This is a genomic window from Streptomyces sp. NPDC079167 (assembly GCF_040686735.1).
In the GTDB taxonomy this organism is placed as follows: Bacteria; Actinomycetota; Actinomycetes; order Streptomycetales; family Streptomycetaceae; genus Streptomyces.
This window is the reverse complement of sequence record NZ_JBFBLO010000002.1, coordinates 172050-191679: the sequence shown is the minus strand read 5'-3', so window position 1 is coordinate 191679 and position 19630 is coordinate 172050. Positions and strand designations below refer to the sequence as shown.

The window sequence follows — 19630 nt, the reverse complement described above, 5'->3', positions numbered from 1 at the left end:
GCAAGGGGTTGTGGAGGAGATGTGGAGGCGACGGAATTACCTCTTCTTCACGGTAAGTTGATCTTCGCCTCGGAGTTCGCATTTCACTGGAAGTGCCCTGCCCGGGGGATCGAGCAATCTGTGGTGAAAGGAACCTGAGCCCTCTCGTGCCTCGAATCTGGAACGACGCAAGCCTGCGTGCAAGGGTTTCCGTCGCTACCGCTCTCGCCGTCGTGGCCGCCCTGTTGGTGGCCGTCATCATCCGAGCCCAATCCGATGACGATCCGGCTGTGTACGGCGAGAGTTACGTGGATCTCTACCTGCGCGAGAACCCAGGGATTCCTCCGGTCATGCCTGTTGCATTGCCGGAGGATATTCGCTTCCTGGGGTACGACACGACGCGCCTGGAGAGCGGCAGGGCGGTTATGAGGTCCGCACAATTCGCAGGCAAGCCGTATTCGGATCATCCGGTTCAGACCGTATGCATCGAGTGGCGCCGGCGGGCGTCGGAATGCGCTTCGTTGGTCGCGGACGGTGCGGCGGTCACCCGAGAGCTGGAAAACATACGGGTGACGGTTGTTTTCGGTACTTCCTCGGCGGCGTCGGCCGACGTGACGGCCTTCTGGCAGGACGTCCCGCTCACGAGCGACCTCGCCGACGCCGCGTGGCTCCAGTGATTGCAGATCCGGTGCACAACGAGCTGACCCTTCGCCGCGTACGACGTGGCGAAAACGATGAGGAGTAAGAACGCATGCGCAAGATGACCGCACTCCTGGCGGCCGGGGTCGTACTGGCGATAACACCTCTCTCCTCCGCAACCGCTGAAGAGGCGCCCGCGACCCCGCTTCCCTTCCAGCGTCTGGATGCCTCGACGCCGGAGAAGAAGACCTGGAAGATATCCAAGAGCGAATTCGAGGCCGCGCGGAAGTCCGCCAGATCGGCGAGATCCTTCGGCGACGAGGCCGGCAAGGCCGACAAGGTGCGTAAGACATTTCTGAAGAAGGCCGCAGAGAATGGCACCACCTATGCGGCCGACCAGGTGGACTCCGTCCCGCTCATGGGCGGAAAGGTTCATGTGGCTGTTCCCCGTGGGACGACTCTTGACGAGATCAACCTGACTCTTGATGACGGCACGTTCGACGTGACCGCGAAGTCTTCCAGTACAAGCGAAACGGACCAGGGAAGTCCCTCGCTGCAAGCGGACCCGTCCGCCTGGACGTTGAACGGCTCGGGGGACTATGTCATCAACGTGACCGGCGTCGGTGACGCCCTGTTCCTCTGGAAGCGTGAGCGCCTTCTCGAGGACGGCAGTGCGACCTCCGACTATTACCAGTACTCACGCAAGGCCTCGGCCGATCCGCAGCCCATCGATTTCCTTCCCGACCCCACCGTGCAGATCCTCCGCATCCAGTCGTACCCGTACGACGAGATCGAGAGCGGGCTGGAGGACTGGGTGGATCTGGCTCCCGCGAGTGACATCCAGGGCAACTGCGACACCAACGCGATGTCGGTGGGGGTCCAGGCTCCGCTCGCCAACGCCGGCTACTCGTTCATCGACTGCGACGACTACACGGTGTGGAGGAACGTCGACAAGCCCGGCAGCTACCACATGACCATGGACCAGGGTCTGTTGACCGACGGCGGCTCGCGTGAGGCCGCGTACTCACTGTCCATCAAGGTGAAGGAGGGGACGGCAGGCTCGATGCACGACTTCAACCGGGTCACGTTCTACTGGAACGCGGAGGACTACGAGTGCAGCGAGTACGACGCCGGCAAGGTCTGCCCCTGACCGCGCCTGCGCCCGCTCCGGACGCGGGGAGCCGGCGCACAGTCATGAAGCCCTGAATGGGGCCGGTGTGGGGCGTACGCCGTCCCGCCCGGCGCGTACGGAGGGGGCGAGCGCCGGGCTGGGGCACAATCCTGACCACGTCGAGTGATCGGAGCGTGCCCCTCATGCCCATCGTGCTGCGTGAGGCCCGGGACACGCTCGTACCCGACATGGGCGGCCCGCAGGGGCCATTGCCGCCGGTGATGCTCGTCCTGACCGTGCTCACCGGGCTGGTCGACGCGTTCAGTTATCTGCTCCTCGGGCACGTCTTCGTCGCCAACATGACGGGCAACGTCGTCTTCATGGGCTTCGCCCTCGCGGGCGCGGCGGGCTTCTCGACGCTCGCCTCGATCGTGGCTCTCGTGTCGTTCGGGGCCGGGGCGCTGGCCGGCGGCATCACCGTCCACCGGGCGAGGGCGCACCGGGGCCGACAGCTGCAGCACGCGCTCGTCATCGAGACCGTCTTCGTCGCCGCCGCGCTGACCGTCACGCTGATCTCGGGCCGGCCGTACACCGGGGGAGTCCGTTTCGCCCTCATCGCGCTGCTCGCCCTCGGCCTCGGTGTGCAGAACGCCGCAGTGCGGGCGCTCGCCGTACCCGACCTCACCACCACCGTGCTGACCCGCACCCTCACCGGCGCGGTGGCCGACAGCCGGTTCGCCGAGGGGCCCGGCAGCCGGGCGGGGCGCCGGCTCCTCTCCGCCGCCGCCCTGCTGGCCGGTGCCTTCCTCGGTGCTCTGCTCCTGCTGAACGGGTACCCGACGCTGCCGCTGGTCCTCGCCGTGCTCCTCCTGGCCGTCCTGAGCACGGTGGCGACCCTGCTGGCCCGGACCGACGCGCCCTGGTCGCGGCCGCGCGACGGGGGATGAGGCAGGCCCCGGCCGGTGGTGGGGCCCCGGCCCGTGTCAGGCGCGACAGCCGGCGTACCCGGACCGGTAACGTCACAGGAACAGTCGACCGCACTCCGCACCCCGTACGCCAAGGAGCCGCCGAATGCCCGCTGAACCGCTGTCCCCGGACGACATCGAGGCCGGTCTGCGTGAGTTGCCCGGCTGGCAGCTGGAGGGGGACCGGATCACCCGTACCTACCAGCTGCCCTCCCACTTCGCCGCCGCCGGACTGACCGTCCACGTCGCCCAGATCCAGGACGAGCTCGACCACCACTCGGACCTGACGCTCGGTTACAACACGGTGGCGCTCGCCGTGCACACCCACGACGCGGGTGGTGCTGTCACACGCAAGGACCTCGCGCTGGCGGCCCGGGTGGAGGCGGTCGCCGCCGGGCACGGCGCGGCGTAGGCGGGCCTCCTCACGGCGCGGGACCGAAACGGGGGTGTGCGGCCAGCCAGTTCGCGTAACTGTCGCTGCGCCGCGCGGCCTCCGCGTACGCCGCACGCGTGTGCCCGCCCACCGCGGCGGCCGCGGCGCTGGCGGCGGGGGACCGCGGATGCCGGCCCAGCAGATGACGCCAGCTCAGCGGCGAACCCACGAGGGGCCGGGTCACCAGACCCGTGGTGGGCGGGAACGTGGCACGGCACAGCCCGATCGCCCGGCCGACCTGAACCAGATGCACCACGGACGCGGTGTCCGTCTCGTACACCGACGCCGGGGTGAAGCCGGCCCGCGCGCACGCGGCGGTGAAGCAGTCGGCGAAGCACCCGTCGCCGGGTACGTCGGCCCAGCACTCGTCCGCCAGCGCCGAGAGTTCGAGCTCCTGCCGGTCCGCCAGGGGATGGCTCTCCGGGAGCATGACGAACACCGGGTCGACGCCGATGACCTGCCAGACCAGCCGGTCCGCCATCGGCGGAGGGCTCTCCCCGCAGGCGCCGATCAGGGCGAAGTCCAGCCTGCCGTCGATCAGCAGCGAGGCGATCTCCGCCACCGACCACGAGGTGTACGTGGACACGGGCGCCGCCGGGTGCGCGGCGGCGAGCCGGTCGACCAGGCCGCCGAGCAGCGGGCCGTGCGTGCCGCCGAGCCGGAAGCGCTCCACGGCGGCCGACGCGTTGGCGAAACGCACTGCCTCCTCCTGGAGCCCGCTCACCGCGGGCAGCACCACCCGGGCCCGCTCCAGAACCAGTTCGCCGAGCATCGTGGGCCGGGCGCCCGTGTGGTCCCGGTCGAAGAGCGGTCCGCCGAGCGCCTTCTCGATCCGCCGCAACTGAGCGCTGAGCGCGGGCTGCGCGAGCCCGAGAGCCGCCGCGGCCTTGGTGAGGCTACCGGTGTCGGCTATCGCCCGTACGGTGCGCAGATGACGTAACTCCAGCTCCATGCGCGCACGTTATGGCCGCGGGCACCCACCGGCAATACGTGGAGCGTGCCCGGGGGACATCACGCTCGACTGGGAGAGGCCCGGAGGGGGCATACGGAGACCCCCATAGGGTGGCGTCGTGCTGGATTACGACACGGAAGCCGCCCGTTACGACAGGACCCGCGGTGGGGAGCCCCGGGCCGAGGCCGCCGCCGGTGCCGTCCTCGGACTGCTGTCACCGTCCGCCCGTACGCTGCTGGACATCGGCTGCGGGACGGGGCTGGTCACCCGGCAGATCGCCCACCACCGCCCGGAGCTCCGGGTGTTCGGTGCGGATGCCGCGTACGGCATGGCGCGGCTGGCCCGGCAGCGGATCGGGGCGGTCGTACTCGCCGACGTACGGAAACTGCCGCTGCGCGCCGCCGCGGTGGACGCGGTCAGCGCCGTCTGGCTGCTGCATCTGCTGCGCGGAGACGGCCTCGTCCGGGAGGTGGTGGCCGAGGCGGCTCGGGTGCTGCGGCCCGGCGGGGTGTTCGTCGCCACGGTCGACAAGGACGCCGGGCACGACGTGGGCAGCGACATCGACGCGGTGCTCGCCCCCTACCTCAGCGCGAAGGCGGCCGACGCGGCGGACCTGGTCACGGGCTACGCGCGCGCCTGCGGCCTGGAGCCCGCGGGCGAGGCGGGCTTCACGGGGCACGGGCAGGGCCGCTCGCCCCTGCGCACCGCACGGGGTGTGCTGCGGGGCGACTACGCCTCGCGACTGGCCCTGCCCGGAACGGCGCCCACCCGGCTCGCGGCCGAACTCACCGCACTGCCGGACCCGGACCGCGCACGGACCGATCCGTCCTACCGGCTGCTGGCGTTCCGGGCGCGCGGCTGAGCGCCCGGCTCCCGGCACCGTTGCCGGAACCAGGCTCCGGCCACTCGCCCCCACGGGCTGCCGGCCCGCCGCGGAAGCAGAAGCTGCCCGTCATCCTGCCGGCACTGACCCCGCCCCGTCCCCGCCGTCCCGCGCCGCCGCCGTGCTGCCCCGCTCGATCAGCCGGGGGAGCGGGACCTGCACGGTGCGGGCCGGGCCTCCGTCGAGCAGTACGGTCAACTCCCGCGCCGCGAGCCGGCCGAACGCGACCGGGTCCCGGGAGAGCGCCGTCAGCCACGGTGCGGTGAGCCGGCAGAGTGCCGAGTCCTCCCACGACACGACCGACACGTCGTCGGGGACCGTGAGTCCGAGGCCGGTGGCGACGGCGGACCCGGCCGCCGCCATCACATCGTTGTCGTAGATCAGGGCCGTCGGCGGCATCGGCCGCTCCAGCACCTTCCTGGTGACCGCCGCGCCCTCGCTGTCGGAGTAGTCCGTCGTCACCGAGTGCGCGTCGGCCAGGCCGCGGCGGTCGGCCTCGGCCCGGAGGGACTCGATGCGCCGGTCGGTGTGGGCCAGGGCGGACAGACCCGCGATGTGCACGATGCGGCGGTGCCCCAGCTCGTGCAGACGGCCGACGACCGCCGCCATGGCGCCCGCGTCGTCCGCGCGGATCTGTGAGAGCCCCGGATGCGGGCCCGTGTCACCGCCCGGCAGCGTGCCGATGACGACGGCCCGCAGGCCCAGTTCGTCCAGCAGGTCCGCACGCGGATCGTCCGTACGCGGGTCGACCATCAGCACACCGTCGACCCGGTGCTCGGCCCACCAGCGTCTGTAGACCGCGCACTCGGCCGCCACGTCCTCCACCACCTGGAAGAGCAGGCCGAGTTGGCGCTCGGCGAGCACCTCCTGGATTCCGGAGATCAGCTGCAGGAAGAACGAGTCCACGCCCAGATTGGCCGCAGGACGTGCCACGACCAGCCCGACGGTGGCCGACCCCTCCCCGGACAGTGCCCGCGCGGCCGTACTCGGCCGCCAGCCCAGCTGTTCGGCGACGCGCCGGATCCGGTCGCGGGTGATCTCCGAGACGCCCGGACGGCCGTTGAGCGCGAACGAGACGGCGCTCTCCGAGACACCGGCGCGCTGCGCGATGTCCTTCATGGTCGGCCGGCGTGCCGGTGTGCGTCTGGCCGGTGAGATGTTCTCGGCCGACGGCCCCTTCGGTATCACCCGGTGCCTCTTTCCCGCGTTCCCCGTGGTCCCCAAGTGAGGTCGGCGTCTTCGCCCGGCCCCGGGGCAGTGTAAGCCCTGCCGATGGCCGGGTCGAGAGAAGCCAACGGGCAACTAATGCGCTTGAGTTGCAGCAGTCTAATGCGCTTTAGTTCCTCACGGAGACCAGGGCTGCATACTCGCCTGACCTGCATGTTTCCCGAACTGTTCGTTCAATTTTCGATGAATGTATTGACTTTCCCTCAGGCGCCTTGCAGTCTCAGCCGAGCGAGGCGGCCGACGGGTTCACCACTCGGCCTTCCTTCGCGTGCCTGGTCCGAGCAAAGGAGCCGTTCACCGTGCGCATCTCCCGCAGAGCAGCCGCCGCTGCCGTCGTACTCGCCACAGTCCTGCCGTTGAGCGCCTGCGGGGGCGGCTCCGGAGCGGACTCCACCGACGCGTCGGGCAAGGTCGAAGGGAAGATCACCTTCCAGACCTGGAACCTGCAGGCGAACTTCAAGGACTACTTCAACGGGGTGATCGCCGACTTCGAGAAGAAGTACCCCGGCACCGAGGTCAAGTGGGTCGACCGGCCGGGCGAGGGATACGCGGACAAGATCAGCGCCGACGCGGCCGGTGGCACCCTGCCGGACGTCGTGAACGTCTCGCCCGACCTGGTGGCGCCGCTGGCCGAGGCGGGAATCGCCCTGGACCTCGACAAGGCCGCACCGAAGTACCGCGAGGAGTACCTGCCGGAGGCGTGGGCGAGCCATCAGGTCCCGGGGGCGGAAGGCACGTTCGCCTTCCCCTGGTACCTCAACACCGGGCCGATGTTCTACAACAAGCGACTGCTCCAGAAGGCCGGGCTCGACGCGGCGAAGCCGCCGTCCACCTACGACGAGGTCTTCTCCGCCGGGCTGAAGCTGGCCGAGGCCAGCGACGGGAAGGTCGCGGCCCTCGCGAACGTGCCCACCATCGAGGACTTCGGCCGCTACGGCGGCGGGCTGATGAACGACGAAGGCACCGGCTTCACGTTCAACGACGCCAAGGGAGTCGAACTCCTCACGAAGTACAAGCAGTTGTACGACGCGAAGGCCCTCGACCCGCAGGCGCTGACCGCGACCCCCGAGTCCTCGGGGCACAAGTTCCTCACCGAGTCCGTGGCGATGAACCCCGGCAGCGCCCTGGACCTGGCCAACTTCAAGAAGCAGGCCCCGGGCCTCTACGAAAACATCGGCATCACCGACCAGGTCAGCAACACCGGCAAGGCCAACATGTACGTCATGGGGCTCATGGTGAACGCGCAGAGCGAGCGGAAGCCCGCCTCCGTGGCCTTCGCCCACTACGTCACCGACGCGACCCGGCAGATGCAGTTCGCGAAGAAGGTCGCCATCTTCCCGAGCACCGCGAGATCCCTCGACGACCCCTACTTCACCGAGGAGGACGGCACGGACGAGACCCGCGTCCGCATAGCCGCCGCCAAGTCCCTGAAGACCGCCGTCAACTACACGCCGGTGCTGTTCAGCGAACAGATGAAGACCGAGCTCCGCAACCAGATCGCCAAGGCGCTCCAGGGCAAGCAGAGCCCCGAGGAAGCCCTTGACAACGCTGTCAAGGCCTGTGACCGGCTTCTGCAGCAGAGCTGAGACCCGATGAAGACCCCTGCCACCCCCTCCGCCGCCACGCGCGCGACGCCCGACGGAGTCCCCGGCCCCCGCACCGCCCCGAAGGCGAGCGGGGCCACGGCCCCCGACGGTGGGCGGCCGGCCCGCCGGATCAGCCGCCACCTCCCCCTGAGCCCCTGGCTGTTCGCGGCACCCGGCCTGCTGGTCGTCGGCGCCTTCAGCCTGTACCCCTTCTTCAGCACCCTGGTCAACGCCTTCACCGACCGCCGGACGCTGGTGCCCGGCACGTTCGTCGGCCTGGACAACTTCCAGGAACTGCTGCACGACGAGATGTTCTGGATCGGGCTCCGCAACAGCACGCTCTACGTCCTCGGCGTCGTACCCGCGCTCGTGATCCTCCCGCTGCTGCTCGCGATGCTCGTCCAACGGCACATCCCCGGCATCACCTTCTTCCGCTCCGCCTTCTACACCCCCGTCGTGGCCTCCATCGTGGTCGTCGGCCTGATCTGGGTGTGGATGCTCGACGACCGCGGGCTGATCAACTCCCTGCTGGAGGCGGTCGGCATCGGCAAGGTCGGCTTCCTCAGCGACCAGTGGCTGCTGCTGCTGAGCGCGATGACGGTCACGGTCTGGAAGGGCCTCGGCTACTACATGATCATCTATCTGGCGGCCCTGGCGAACGTGCCACGGGAGCTGCACGAGGCCGCGTCCGTGGACGGCGCCGGAGCCGTGCGCCGCTTCTTCACCGTCACCGTCCCCGCCGTCCGCTCGACCATGGTGCTGGTCGCGGCGCTCGCCTCGGTCTCGGCCTTCAAGGTCTTCTCCGAGGTCTACCTGATGGCCGGCCCCTCCGGCGGCCCGGCCGGTGAGGACACCACGCTGGTGATGCTGGTCCAGCGGGTGGGCACCGGTCTGACCGGGCGCGTCGGCTACGCCTCCGCGATCTCGGTCGTCATCTTCGTCGTCACCGTCGGGCTGATGCTGCTGGTGCTCCGCGCCGACCGCAAGGAGGACGCGTGAGCATCCTGAGAACCACCGACGCCGAGGGCCGCCGCATCCCGGTCCGGCAGCTCGTCCTGCGCTACGTCCTGCTGCTCCTCGTGCTGGCCCTGACCGTCGGGCCGTTCCTGTGGCAGCTCTCGACCTCGCTCAAGGGCCCTGGCGAGGACATCTTCAGCTCGCCGCCGAAGTTCTTCCCCAGCGACCCGACCCTGGACAACTACGCCCGGGTCGCCGACACCATCCCCGTCTGGGAGTACGCGCTGAACTCCCTGAAGGTCGCCGCCGCCAACGTGGTGACCAACTGCGTCGGCGCCGCGCTGGCCGGTTACGCGCTGGCCAGGCTGCGCTACCGGGGGCGCCGGGCGGCGACGCTGGCGTTCATCCTCGCGATGCTGGTCCCCGTGGAGGGCATCATCATCGCCCAGTTCACCACCATGCGTGATCTCGGCCTCAACAACACCCTGCTCGGGGTCCTCCTGCCGGGCTCCATCGGAGCGATGAACGTCCTGTTGATGCGCAACGCCTTCCTGAACCTCCCGCAGGAGGTGGAGGAGGCCGCGTACGTCGACGGGGCCAACGTCTGGCAGCGCTTCCTGCGGATCGCCCTGCCCTCGGTCAAGGGCACCCTCGCCGTCGTCGCGATCTTCGCCTTCATGGGCGCCTGGGACGACTTCCTGTGGCCGCTGATCGTGCTCAGCGACCCGGAGAACTTCACCCTGACCATCGGGCTGAACTACCTGCACGGCACCTTCGCCAACGACGAACGGCTCGTCGCGGCGGGCACGATCATCGCCGTGGCCCCGCTCATCGCGCTCTTCGCCTGTCTGCAGCGCTTCTTCTTCAGGGGAGTCGGCGAAGGCGCCGTCAAGGGCTGACCGTCCACCGCCGCCCCACCAAAGAACCAGGATCCCCCCTTCCCATGAGCTCCACCGTGCCGCGTTTCGGCGCCAACTACACGCCCAGTCAGGGCTGGTTCCACCACTGGCTGGACTTCGACCTCGACGCCGTGCGCGCCGACCTGGACTCGATCGCCGGTCTCGGCCTCGACCACATCCGCGTCTTCCCCCTCTGGCCGCTCTTCCAGCCCAACCGCACGCTGATCCGCCCGCGCGCCGTCGAACAGCTCGTCCAGCTGGCCGACGCGGCGGCCGAACGCGGCCTCGACGTCAATGTGGACGGGCTGCAGGGACACCTGTCGAGCTTCGACTTCCTGCCCGCCTGGACGCAGACCTGGCACCGCCGCAACCTGTTCACCGACCCGGACGTCGTGGCCGCCCAGGCCGCATACCTTCGGACACTGGCCGCAGCCCTCGCCGACCGGCCCAACTTCATCGGCATGACCCTGGGCAACGAGATCAACCAGTTCTCCGGAAGCCCGCACCCCGATCCCGACCCCATCACACCGGGCCAGGCGGCCGACTGGCTGCGGACCCTGCTCGACGCGTGCGAGGAGGGCGCCCCGGGGAAGCTCCATCTGCACGCGGAGTACGACGCCTCCTGGTACCAGGACGACCACGCCTTCACCCCCGCGCACGCGGCCCGGATCGGCGCGGTCACCGCCGTCCACTCCTGGGTCTTCAACGGCACCGCCCAGCGCCACGGACGTGACGGCACGGCGACCGAGCACCACGCCGCCTATCTGATCGAACTCTCCAAGGCATGGGCGCACGACCCGCACCGGCCGGTGTGGCTCCAGGAGGTGGGCGCTCCGGCGCCCCTGATCCCCGCCGGCCACGCGGCCTCGTTCACGGAGGCGACCGTCGCCAACGCCCTGGACTGCGAGGACGTCTGGGGCGTCACCTGGTGGTGCTCCCACGACGTCTCACGCTCCCTGGCCGACTTCCCCGAACTGGAATACGGCCTCGGACTGCTGACCAACGACCGGCAGGTCAAACCCGCCGGGCGGGCCATCGCCAGGACGGTCCAGGAGCAGCGTGCGGCGGCCCACCGCCCGGCGCCCCGTACCACCGCGCTCGTCGTCGACACCGGGGACGACGGCACGGCGCCCCGCCGGTCGGTGTGCGCCCCCGGCGGCGCCGTCTTCGAGGCGTTCGCCCGGCTCACCGCGGACGGCGCCCGCCCCACCACGGTCCTCGCGAGCAGGGCCGAGGACCGGCACCACCTGGCCGGCCGCGGTATCACCGAGGTCGTCACGCCCGGCCAGGTCCTGTGAACCGCTGACGTACCCCCGCCCAGCACCGGAATCGCACCTCGCACGATACGGAGCAGACCATGACCCAGCCCCACCCACGCGCCGCCGCTCCCACCCGGCGCACCGTCGTCCTCGCCGGCGCCGGGACCGCGGCCGCTCTTCTCACCCCCGCGTTCCCCGGACGGGCCGCGGCCGCCACCGCCGACCCGGACACGCTCCAGCCCTACGCCTCGTACTGGTTCCCCGACTCGCTGCCCACCGGAACCCCCGGGGACGGTGTCACCTGGCGCAGTCTGAAGAGCTGGCGTGCCGAGGACGACCGGGACCTGGCGTTCAACACCGCGACCGTCCCGCTCGCCGACCGCTTCACGCCCGTCCCGGTCAACACGACCGCCCGGACCGGGCAGGCGCGGAACACCTCCCTGGTCGCCTTCGGGCACACCGCGGGCAATCCCTCCCAGGGCTCCGCCACCGCCGACCACTACGCACTGAGCCAGTGGGCCTACCTGGACGAACTCGTCTTCTGGGGCGGTTCGGCCGGCGAGGGACTGATCCTCGCGCCCAACGCGCCGGTCGTGGACGCCGCCCACCGCAACGGCGTGCCCGTACTCGGCACCGTCTTCCTCCCCCCGGTCCACCACGGCGGTGACCTCCGCTGGACCCGCGACCTCGTGCAGCGCGACGCCGCGGGACGCTTCCCCCTGGCCGCCAAGCTGGTCGAGGTCGCCACCGTGTACGGCTTCGACGGCTGGTTCCTCAACGCGGAGACCGAGGGCGGGGACGCCGCACTCGGCGCCGACATGCTGGCGTTCGTCACCGACCTGCGGGAACGCGGGGAGGCCGCCGGGCTCCGCACCACCTGGTACGACGCCATGACGGTGCGCGGCCAGGTCGGCTGGCAGGGCGCCCTCAACGAGGAGAACACCGCGCTGTTCCAGCAGGCGGACTCGATGTTCGTCGACTTCCGCTGGACCCCGGACACCCTGGCCGCCTCCGGTGAGCGGGCGGACGCCATCGGGCGCAGCCGTTACGACCTGTGGGCAGGGGTGGACGTCGAGTCCACCGGGTGGGACAAGGCGGTCGACTGGGACGCTATCGTCCCCACCGACCGCCCGCACACCGTGTCGTACGGCTTCTACCGCCCCGAATGGACGCTGAACCACCTGCCCGAGGACCGGACGCCCGGCCAGTTCCACGCGGCCGACCAACGGTTCTGGACCGGCAGCTCGCTCGACCCCGCCAGGCCGGCCCCCAAGGAGGAATGGCGGGCCCCGGCGGCGGTGCTCGCCGACCGCTCGACGGTCGGCCGGCTTCCGTTCGCCACCACCTTCAACACCGGGCACGGCCTGCGGTGGTACCAGAACGGGCGGCCGGTCTCCGACACCCCGTGGAACCACCTGGGGCTCCAGGACCGGCTCCCCGGACGCCGCTGGGTCGTCCGCACCGAGGGAAGCACGCCCTCCGTCACCTTCGACTTCGCCGACGCCTGGCGTGGTGGAAGCAGTCTCCTGGTCGACGGCGACCTGAAGGCCCCGGCCACCGTCGAACTGTTCGCGACCCGGCTGCCGCTCTCCCGGCGTACGGTCGTCGAACTCACCCACCGCATCGATCCGGATTCCGGCCCGGTCACCGTCGAACTGGCCGTCGCCCCGCACCAGCCGGACCGGCCGGGCGACCCGCTCGCCTACACCTGCGTGCCGGCAGGAGAGCTGAGGCCCGGCGCGGCCGGCTGGACCACCGCGACGCTGCGGCTGGGCTCCCTGGGCGGCACCGCCCACGCGCTGGGCATCCGGCTCACGGGCACGGGCACGGGGGCGGTGCGGTGGAGGCTCGGCGCACTGGCCGTACGCGATACCGTCAGGAAGCCGCACGCGCCGACCGCCCTGCGCATCACCGACGCCGCCGCCGACGGCTCGGAGCTTCGCCTGCGCTGGCACCCCGCACCGGGCCCGGTGCGCCACTACGAAGTACACCGGATCCTCCCCGACGGCACCCCGCGCTTCCTCGGAGGCACCTGCCAGACCGCCTTCTTCCTGTCCGGCGTCCGCAGGGAGGCGGGCGAGAGGTCCGCCCGCTTCCAGGTGCGTGCCGTCGACGAGCTCTACGGCGTGTCCGGCGCCGCAGTCACCGCACACCGCTGGTAATCCGCCCCCACCCGCACCCACATCACAACGGAGTCACCCTCATGCACGACGACCGCAGCCTGGTGGAAGCCCGTCTGAAGCGTGTCCTGGACGAACGCATCCGCCCCGCCGTGTACCCGGAGTCCGTACCGCTGGACGTCGCCGTCTGGAACGCCCCGGGCGAGCCCGTCCCCGTCGCCGAGGGCCTGGCCGGCCCCGTGGAGCCCATCGCGGTCGGCGACCGGTGGGGCGCCCCGTGGAGCACCTGCTGGTTCCGCGTCTCGGGTACGGTCCCCGCGCACTGGGCGGGCCGCACCGTCGAGGCGCTCCTCGACCTGGGATTCGACGAGAACATGCCGGGCTTCCAGTGCGAGGGCCTGGTCTACCGGCCCGACGGCACCCCGGTGAAGGGCCTCAACCCCCGTAACCAGTGGGTGCGCGTGGGGGCTCCCGTCGAGGGCGGCGAAGAGGTCCTGCTGCACGTGGAGGCCGCGTCCAACCCCGTCATCCTGGACTACCACCCCTTCCTGCCCACACAGCTGGGTGACAAGGAGACCGCCGGCAGCGAGCTCCAGTACACCCTCGCCCGGATGGACCTCGCCGTCTTCGACGAGCACGTGTGGAACCTCGTACAGGACCTGGAGGTGCTCGGGGAGCTGATGGCGGAGCTGCCCGTCGAGGGAGCCCGCCGCTGGGACATCCTGCGCGCCGTCGGCCGGGCACTCGACGCGGTCGACCTCCAGGACGTCAACGGAACCGCGGCGGCAGCCCGGGCCGAGCTGACCGAGGTGCTCGCCACCCCCGCGCAGGCGTCCGCCCACCGCATCAGCGCGGTGGGGCACGCCCACATCGACTCCGCCTGGCTGTGGCCGCTGCGCGAGACCGTCCGCAAGGTGGCGCGGACGACGTCCAACATGACGGCCCTGCTGGAGGACGAGCCCGACTTCGTCTTCGCGATGTCCCAGGCACAGCAGTTCGCCTGGATCAAGGAACACCGCCCCGAGGTCTACGCCAAGGTCAAGAAGGCCGTCGCGGAGGGCAGGTTCGTGCCCTCAGGCGGCATGTGGGTCGAGTCCGACACCAACATGCCCGGCTCCGAGGCGATGGCCCGTCAGTTCGTGCACGGCAAGCGCTTCTTCCTCGACGAGTTCGGCATCGAGAACGGCGAGGCATGGCTCCCCGACACCTTCGGCTTCGCCGCCGGACTGCCGCAGATCATCAAGGCGGCAGGCTCCAAATGGCTGCTCACCCAGAAGATCTCGTGGAGCCAGACCAACAAGTTCCCCCACCACACCTTCCGTTGGGAAGGCATCGACGGCACGCGCATCTTCACCCACTTCCCGCCCGTCGACACGTACAACTGCTCCATGAAGGGCAGCGAGATCGCCCACGCGGCCGACAACTTCAAGGACAAGGGGGTCGCCCGCCACTCGCTCGCGCCCACCGGCTGGGGCGACGGCGGCGGCGGTACGACCCGCGAGATGATCGCCAAGGCCGGCCGGATGCGGAGCCTGGAGGGCTCGGCCACCGTCGAGTGGGAGAAGCCCGCCGACTTCTTCGCCAAGGCCGAGGCCGAATACCCGGACGCGCCGGTGTGGGTCGGCGAGCTGTACCTGGAGCTCCACCGCGCCACACTCACCAGCCAGGCCAGGACCAAGCAGGGCAACCGCCGGAGCGAACACCTGCTGCGGGAGGCCGAGCTGTGGGCCGCGACCGCCGCCGTACGGACCGGATCCGCCTACCCGTACGAGCAGTTGGACCGGATCTGGAAGACGGTGCTGCTCCACCAGTTCCACGACATCCTGCCGGGGTCGTCGATCGCCTGGGTGCACCGCGAGGCCGAGAAGACCTATGCGGCCGTCGCCGGTGAGCTGAACGGCATCGTGGACGCCGCCCAGCGCGCACTGGCGGGCGACCCCTCCGCGGGGCGCGAGCTCGTCTTCAACTCCGCCCCGCACACCCGTGCAGGGGTGGGGGCGGGCGCGGCCGCTGCCGCACACCCCGGCAGCGACGGACAGCTGGCCCCGCGTGAGGGCGGCGGCTTCGTGCTGGACAACGGACTCCTCCAGGTGGAGATCGACGCGCGGGGCCTGGTCGTCTCCGCGTACGACATCGGTGCCGAGCGCGAGACCGTCGCCCCCGGGCAGGCGGCGAACCTCCTCCAGATCCACCCCGACTTCCCGAACATGTGGGACGCCTGGGACGTCGACGCGTTCTACCGGAACACCGTCACCGACCTCACCGACCTCGACGAGCTCACCCCGGTCGAGGGCGGAGGCACGGTCGGTGTCCGGGTCGTACGGAGCTTCGGCACCTCGAAGGTCACCCAGCTGCTGACCCTCACCTCCGGCGCCAAGCGCCTCGACATCGACACCGAGGTCGACTGGCACGAGACGGAGAAGTTCCTCAAGGCCGCTTTCCCGCTGGACGTGCACGCCGAGCGCTACGCCTCCGAGACCCAGTTCGGACACTTCTACCGGGCCACCCACACCAACACCAGCTGGGAGGCGGCCAAGTTCGAGGCGTGCAACCACCGGTTCGTCCACGTGGAGGAGCCCGGCTGGGGGGTGGCACTCGTCAACGACTCGACGTACGGGCACGATGTGACCCGCACGGTGCGCGAGTCCGACGCGGGCACCACCACCACGGTGCGCGTCTCGCTGCTGCGCGCCCCCCGGTTCCCCGACCCGGAGACCGACCAGGGAGTGCACCGCTTCCGGCACGCCCTCGCACCGGGCGCGGCGATCGGCGACGCGGTGCGTGAAGGCTTCCGCATCAACCTGCCCGAGCGCCGCGTCACCGGAGAGCGCGAGGTCGCACCGCTGGTGACCGTCGACAACGACGCCGTCGTCGTCAGCGCGGTCAAGCTGGCCGACGACGCGAGCGGCGACCTCGTCGTCCGCCTCTACGAGTCCACCGGCGGCCGGGCCCGGGTCCGTCTCGCCACCGGGTTCGACGCGGCAGGCGTCGCGGTCACCGACCTGCTGGAGCGACCGCTGGACGACGTGCAGGCGCCCGTACTCACCGAGGAGGGCGTGAGCCTGTCACTGCGCCCGTTCGAGCTGGTCACGCTGAGGCTGGCCCGCCGCTGAACCGGAGCGTGGGGGCCGGCGCCCGGCCCCCACGCCGCTCCGGAGCCCGAGGCGGGAGGCTCAGGCGTCCTTCCCGGCCGCGGCGCGGCGCTGCCGTTTACCCAGGGGTGCCTGGGAGAGGTCCTCGGCGCTGCTCCTGAGGTTCTTGTAGCCGTAGCCGCGTTCTTCCAGCCACGCCCGCGCCGCGTGCTCGGCGCGTTCGGTCGCTTCCAGGATCTCCTCTTCCTCATCGCCCGAGTCCTGGAAGCGGAAGGTGAAGGCCGAGCGTGCGGCCAGGTCGTAGCTCAGGTGTCCCTCCGGAGTGAAGGCCGCGCGCATGACGTCATGCTCCGCGGCACGGGACAGGAGCTCGGCCCGCTGGGCCGGGCTGAGCCCGTCGAAGACACCGCGGACCGTGATGCGGAAGGTTCGATTACTCATCCGGCGACCTTAACCAGCGTGGCCGGAGCGGTTCCACCGTGTTTCCCGCGCACCGCACTCCTGGCCGCGGAGACACCGGCGCCCCCACCGGACGTGCAGCGGTGGGGGCGCGGGGGAGAAGCGGGGCTCAGGCGCCGACGTTCATCTCGGCCGGGTGGGATCCGGTGCGCTTGCCCTCGTCGAGCGCGGCGAACGCGGCGAGGTCGTCGGCGTCCAGCTCGAAGTCGAAGACGTCGATGTTCTCCGCGATCCGCGACGGCGTCACGGACTTGGGGATCACCACATGGCCGGTCTGCAGGTGCCAGCGGAGCACCGCCTGCGCGGGGCTCCGGCCGTGCTTGTGCGCGACGGCGACCACCGTCGGGACCTCCAGGAGGCCCTTGCCCGAGCCCAGCGGCGACCAGGCCTCGGTGACGATGCCGTGCTCGGCGTGGACGGCGCGCGACTCGGCCTGCTGGAGCTGCGGGTGCAGCTCGATCTGGTTGACCGCGGGGACGACGGAGGTCTCGCCCATCAGGCGCTCCAGGTGCTCCGGCAGGAAGTTCGACACGCCGATGGCCTTCGCGCGGCCGTCGGCGAGGATCCGCTCGAAGGCCTTGTACGTGTCGACGTACGCGTCCTTGGCCGGCGTCGGCCAGTGGATGAGGTAGAGGTCGACGTACTCCAGACCCAGCTTGTCCAGCGACACGTCGAACGCGCGCAGCGTCGAGTCGTAGCCCTGCTCGCTGTTCCACAGCTTGGTCGTGACGAACAGCTCCTCGCGGGCGACACCCGAGGCGGCGAGACCCTTGCCGGTGCCCGCCTCGTTCCCGTAGACCGCGGCGGTGTCGATGCTCCGGTACCCGGCCTCCAGGGCCGTGGCCACGGCCGTCGTGGCCTCGTCGTCAGGCACCTGCCAGACACCGAAGCCGAGCTGCGGCATCTCGAGGCCGTTGTTGAGCGTGATGGTGGGGACCTGGCTCACGAGCAGTCGATCCTTACGTTGTGGGTGGGTACTCCCAGGGGGAACGATCGGAAAAGCCTAACCATTCCCACCTGCCCCGATCCGGTGAACGGGAGAAGCAGTGCGCCACTGACGGCACGTCAGGAGAAGCCCCGGCTCATCGGTAGAGCGCGTCGACCTCGGCCGCGTACGCCGTCTCGATCGCCTTGCGCTTCAGCTTGAGCGAGGGGGTCAGCAGGCCGTGTTCCTCGGTGAACTGGTGCGCCAGTATGCGGAAGGTGCGGATGGACTCGGCCTGGGACACCGCCGTGTTCGCCGCCACCACGGCCCTGCGCACCTCCATTTCCAGGTCGGGGTCGCGCACCAGATCGGCGGGGCGCATCGGCGTACGGCCCTGCATCGCGAGCCAGTGCTCCACCGACTCGTGGTCCACGGTGACCAGGGCCGCGATGTAGGGCCTGTCGTTGCCGACGACGATGCACTGCGCCACCAGCGGATGCGCGCGCACCCGCTCCTCCAGGCCGCTCGGGGCCACGCTCTTGCCCCCGGAGGTCACCAGGATCTCCTTCTTGCGCCCGGTGATGGTCAGATAACCGTCCTCGTCGAGCGCGCCCAGGTCGCCGGTGGCCAGCCACCCGTCGTGCAGGACGGCATCCGTGGCCTTGGGGTCGCCCAGGTATCCGGAGAAGACGTTGGCCCCGTGCACCCACACCTCCCCGTCCCTCGCGATGTGCACCGAGGAACCGGGGATCGGCTGGCCGACGGTGCCGTAGCGGGTGCGCTCGGGCGGGTTGGCCGTGGCCGCGGCCGTCGTCTCCGTCAGCCCGTAACCCTCGTAGACGGTGACGCCCGCGCCCGCGAAGAACAGCCCGAGCTGCCGGTCCATCCCGGAGCCGCCCGACATGGCGTGCCGCACCCGGCCGCCCATCGCGTCACGGACCTTGCGGTAGACCACCTTGTCGAAGAACTGGTGCTGCATCCGCAGCCCGGCGGACGGTCCGGGGCCGGTGCCGAAGGCCCGCTCCTCCATCGCCTCGGCGTACTTCACCGCGATGTCCACGGCCTTGTCGAACGCCCCCGCACGGCCCTCCGCCTCCGCCTTGCGCCGTGCGCCGTTGAAGACCTTCTCGAAGATGTACGGCACCGCCAGGATGAACGTGGGCCGGAAGGCCACCAGGTCCGGCATCAGCGCCTTCGCGGACAGCTCGGGCTGGTGCGCCAGCTTCACCCGGCCGCGCAGCGCCGCTATCTCCACCATGCGGCCGAAGACATGGGCGAGCGGCAGGAAGAGCAGCGTCGCCGCCTCCTCGCCGGGCTTGGAGAGGAACACCGGATGCCAGCGGCCGACCATGGTGTCGGCCTCGAACATGAAGTGGGAGTGCGTGATCACACAGCCTTTGGGACGCCCCGTCGTGCCGGAGGTGTAGATCACGGTCGCCACGGAGTCGGGGGTCACCGCGCGGCGGTGCCGGTGGACGACCTCGTCGTCGATCAGCGCACCGGCCTCGTTGAGCTCGGTCACCACATCGGCGTCCAGCTGCCAGAGTCTGCGCAGGTTCGGCAGCCGGTCTATCACCGAGCCGATCGTCATCGCGTGGTCCTCGTGCTCGACCATCACGGCCGCGACCTCGGCGTCGTGCAGCATCCACAGGACCTGCTCGGCCGACGACGTCGGGTAGACCGGCACCGACTGGGCACCCACCGTCCACAGGGCGAAGTCGAAGAGGGTCCACTCGTAGCGCGTGCGCGACATCAGGGCGACCCTGTCGCCGAACCGGACGCCGTGCGCGATCAGCCCCTTGGCGAGAGCGAGCACCTCGTCGCGGAAGGTGGCCGCCGACACGTCGTGCCATCGGCCCTGGGCGTCCTTGCGGCCGAGGGCCGTCCGGTGGGGGTTCTCCTCCGCGTAGTCGAAGACGGTATCGGCAAGACCGCCGACTTGAGGGGCAGCGGCCATGGGTGGGACAGTGAACTCGCGCAATGACCTGCTCCTTGTGGCGCTCCGCACGGCGCCGCGACGCTACCTCACCGCACGGGGCCGCGGGAGGGTCCGAAGTCTCCGGAAAACGTGGCATCTGGCCATGCCGACCGTAGAAATCGGGCCAGATGGGCAAGGCTCGGGCGGAGTTCTGACCGTGGGGTAA

At 70.5% G+C, this 19630-nt stretch carries 16 protein-coding genes; 11 read left to right on the top strand and 5 right to left on the bottom strand.

All coding sequences use genetic code 11. From position 1 onward, the window contains the following. Window positions 1-212 precede the first annotated feature (212 nt). The 4 genes from AB0P41_RS05065 (at window position 213) to AB0P41_RS05050 (ending at window position 3106) form a co-directional block, all read left to right on the top strand. Window positions 213-656: a hypothetical protein gene (locus AB0P41_RS05065; protein ID WP_365930153.1), complete on the top strand. Its 444-nt coding sequence runs from the start codon at window positions 213-215 to the stop codon at window positions 654-656. 74 nt (window positions 657-730) lie between these two features. Further along, the gene (locus AB0P41_RS05060; protein WP_365930151.1) at window positions 731-1768 is read left to right on the top strand and encodes a hypothetical protein; all 1038 of its coding nucleotides are present in this window, start codon (window positions 731-733) and stop codon (window positions 1766-1768) included. Window positions 1769-1932: 164 nt separating this feature from the next. Then, window positions 1933-2676 carry a YoaK family protein gene (locus AB0P41_RS05055; protein ID WP_365930149.1) on the top strand — a complete coding sequence of 248 codons (744 nt, stop codon included), beginning with the start codon at window positions 1933-1935 and terminating at the stop codon, window positions 2674-2676. A gap of 124 nt (window positions 2677-2800) precedes the next feature. Continuing rightward, complete coding sequence (locus AB0P41_RS05050; RefSeq protein WP_365930147.1) at window positions 2801-3106, top strand: 4a-hydroxytetrahydrobiopterin dehydratase; 306 nt, start codon at window positions 2801-2803, stop codon at window positions 3104-3106. 10 nt (window positions 3107-3116) lie between these two features. On the opposite strand, the gene AB0P41_RS05045 is transcribed toward AB0P41_RS05050, so the two are convergent. Further along, window positions 3117-4079 carry a LysR family transcriptional regulator gene (locus tag AB0P41_RS05045; RefSeq protein WP_356713434.1) on the bottom strand — a complete coding sequence of 321 codons (963 nt, stop codon included), beginning with the start codon at window positions 4077-4079 and terminating at the stop codon, window positions 3117-3119. A gap of 118 nt (window positions 4080-4197) precedes the next feature. Between AB0P41_RS05045 and AB0P41_RS05040 the strand changes: the two genes are divergently transcribed. Further along, the gene (locus AB0P41_RS05040; protein WP_365930145.1) at window positions 4198-4941 is read left to right on the top strand and encodes a class I SAM-dependent methyltransferase; all 744 of its coding nucleotides are present in this window, start codon (window positions 4198-4200) and stop codon (window positions 4939-4941) included. Window positions 4942-5031: 90 nt separating this feature from the next. On the opposite strand, the gene AB0P41_RS05035 is transcribed toward AB0P41_RS05040, so the two are convergent. Continuing rightward, window positions 5032-6081 (bottom strand): LacI family DNA-binding transcriptional regulator, encoded by a 1050-nt coding sequence (locus AB0P41_RS05035; protein WP_356713430.1) that lies wholly within the window; start codon window positions 6079-6081, stop codon window positions 5032-5034. A 407-nt stretch (window positions 6082-6488) separates the two neighbouring features. On the opposite strand from AB0P41_RS05035, the gene AB0P41_RS05030 reads away from it, so the two are divergent. The 6 genes from AB0P41_RS05030 to AB0P41_RS05005 are packed head-to-tail and all read left to right on the top strand — an operon-like array spanning window position 6489 to window position 16123. After that, window positions 6489-7775, top strand: a complete 1287-nt coding sequence (locus tag AB0P41_RS05030; RefSeq protein ID WP_365930143.1) for a sugar ABC transporter substrate-binding protein — start codon at window positions 6489-6491, stop codon at window positions 7773-7775. A 6-nt stretch (window positions 7776-7781) separates the two neighbouring features. Beyond that, entirely contained in the window at window positions 7782-8774 is a 993-nt protein-coding gene (locus AB0P41_RS05025; protein WP_365930141.1) for a sugar ABC transporter permease, read from the top strand. After that, window positions 8771-9631: a carbohydrate ABC transporter permease gene (locus AB0P41_RS05020; protein ID WP_356713424.1), complete on the top strand. Its 861-nt coding sequence runs from the start codon at window positions 8771-8773 to the stop codon at window positions 9629-9631. Before AB0P41_RS05025 ends, AB0P41_RS05020 begins: the two co-directional genes overlap by 4 nt. A gap of 44 nt (window positions 9632-9675) precedes the next feature. Next, complete coding sequence (locus tag AB0P41_RS05015; protein WP_365930139.1) at window positions 9676-10929, top strand: glycosyl hydrolase; 1254 nt, start codon at window positions 9676-9678, stop codon at window positions 10927-10929. Window positions 10930-10988: 59 nt separating this feature from the next. After that, window positions 10989-13052, top strand: a complete 2064-nt coding sequence (locus AB0P41_RS05010; protein WP_365930137.1) for an endo-beta-N-acetylglucosaminidase — start codon at window positions 10989-10991, stop codon at window positions 13050-13052. A gap of 41 nt (window positions 13053-13093) precedes the next feature. Continuing rightward, window positions 13094-16123, top strand: coding sequence for a glycoside hydrolase family 38 C-terminal domain-containing protein (locus tag AB0P41_RS05005; RefSeq protein WP_365930135.1), 3030 nt, complete (start codon window positions 13094-13096; stop codon window positions 16121-16123). Window positions 16124-16183: 60 nt separating this feature from the next. Here AB0P41_RS05005 and AB0P41_RS05000 read toward each other — a convergent pair whose 3' ends face one another. The 3 genes from AB0P41_RS05000 to AB0P41_RS04990 form a co-directional block, all read right to left on the bottom strand. Continuing rightward, window positions 16184-16543: a DUF6204 family protein gene (locus tag AB0P41_RS05000; protein WP_365930133.1), complete on the bottom strand. Its 360-nt coding sequence runs from the start codon at window positions 16541-16543 to the stop codon at window positions 16184-16186. A gap of 127 nt (window positions 16544-16670) precedes the next feature. Then, window positions 16671-17507 (bottom strand): aldo/keto reductase, encoded by an 837-nt coding sequence (locus AB0P41_RS04995; RefSeq protein ID WP_356713414.1) that lies wholly within the window; start codon window positions 17505-17507, stop codon window positions 16671-16673. A gap of 136 nt (window positions 17508-17643) precedes the next feature. Further along, entirely contained in the window at window positions 17644-19443 is a 1800-nt protein-coding gene (locus tag AB0P41_RS04990) for a long-chain fatty acid--CoA ligase (RefSeq protein ID WP_356713412.1), read from the bottom strand. Window positions 19444-19630 lie beyond the last annotated feature (187 nt).

Coding starts and splice junctions, on each gene's coding strand:
- AB0P41_RS05045 (WP_356713434.1), bottom strand. CDS start 4,079: ATGGAGCTGGAGTTACGTCATCTGCGCACCGTACGGGCGATAGCCGAC.
- AB0P41_RS05055 (WP_365930149.1), top strand. CDS start 1,933: ATGCCCATCGTGCTGCGTGAGGCCCGGGACACGCTCGTACCCGACATG.
- AB0P41_RS05005 (WP_365930135.1), top strand. CDS start 13,094: ATGCACGACGACCGCAGCCTGGTGGAAGCCCGTCTGAAGCGTGTCCTG.
- AB0P41_RS05000 (WP_365930133.1), bottom strand. CDS start 16,543: ATGAGTAATCGAACCTTCCGCATCACGGTCCGCGGTGTCTTCGACGGG.
- AB0P41_RS05060 (WP_365930151.1), top strand. CDS start 731: ATGCGCAAGATGACCGCACTCCTGGCGGCCGGGGTCGTACTGGCGATA.
- AB0P41_RS05025 (WP_365930141.1), top strand. CDS start 7,782: ATGAAGACCCCTGCCACCCCCTCCGCCGCCACGCGCGCGACGCCCGAC.
- AB0P41_RS05035 (WP_356713430.1), bottom strand. CDS start 6,081: ATGAAGGACATCGCGCAGCGCGCCGGTGTCTCGGAGAGCGCCGTCTCG.
- AB0P41_RS05010 (WP_365930137.1), top strand. CDS start 10,989: ATGACCCAGCCCCACCCACGCGCCGCCGCTCCCACCCGGCGCACCGTC.
- AB0P41_RS05050 (WP_365930147.1), top strand. CDS start 2,801: ATGCCCGCTGAACCGCTGTCCCCGGACGACATCGAGGCCGGTCTGCGT.
- AB0P41_RS04990 (WP_356713412.1), bottom strand. CDS start 19,443: ATGGCCGCTGCCCCTCAAGTCGGCGGTCTTGCCGATACCGTCTTCGAC.
- AB0P41_RS05015 (WP_365930139.1), top strand. CDS start 9,676: ATGAGCTCCACCGTGCCGCGTTTCGGCGCCAACTACACGCCCAGTCAG.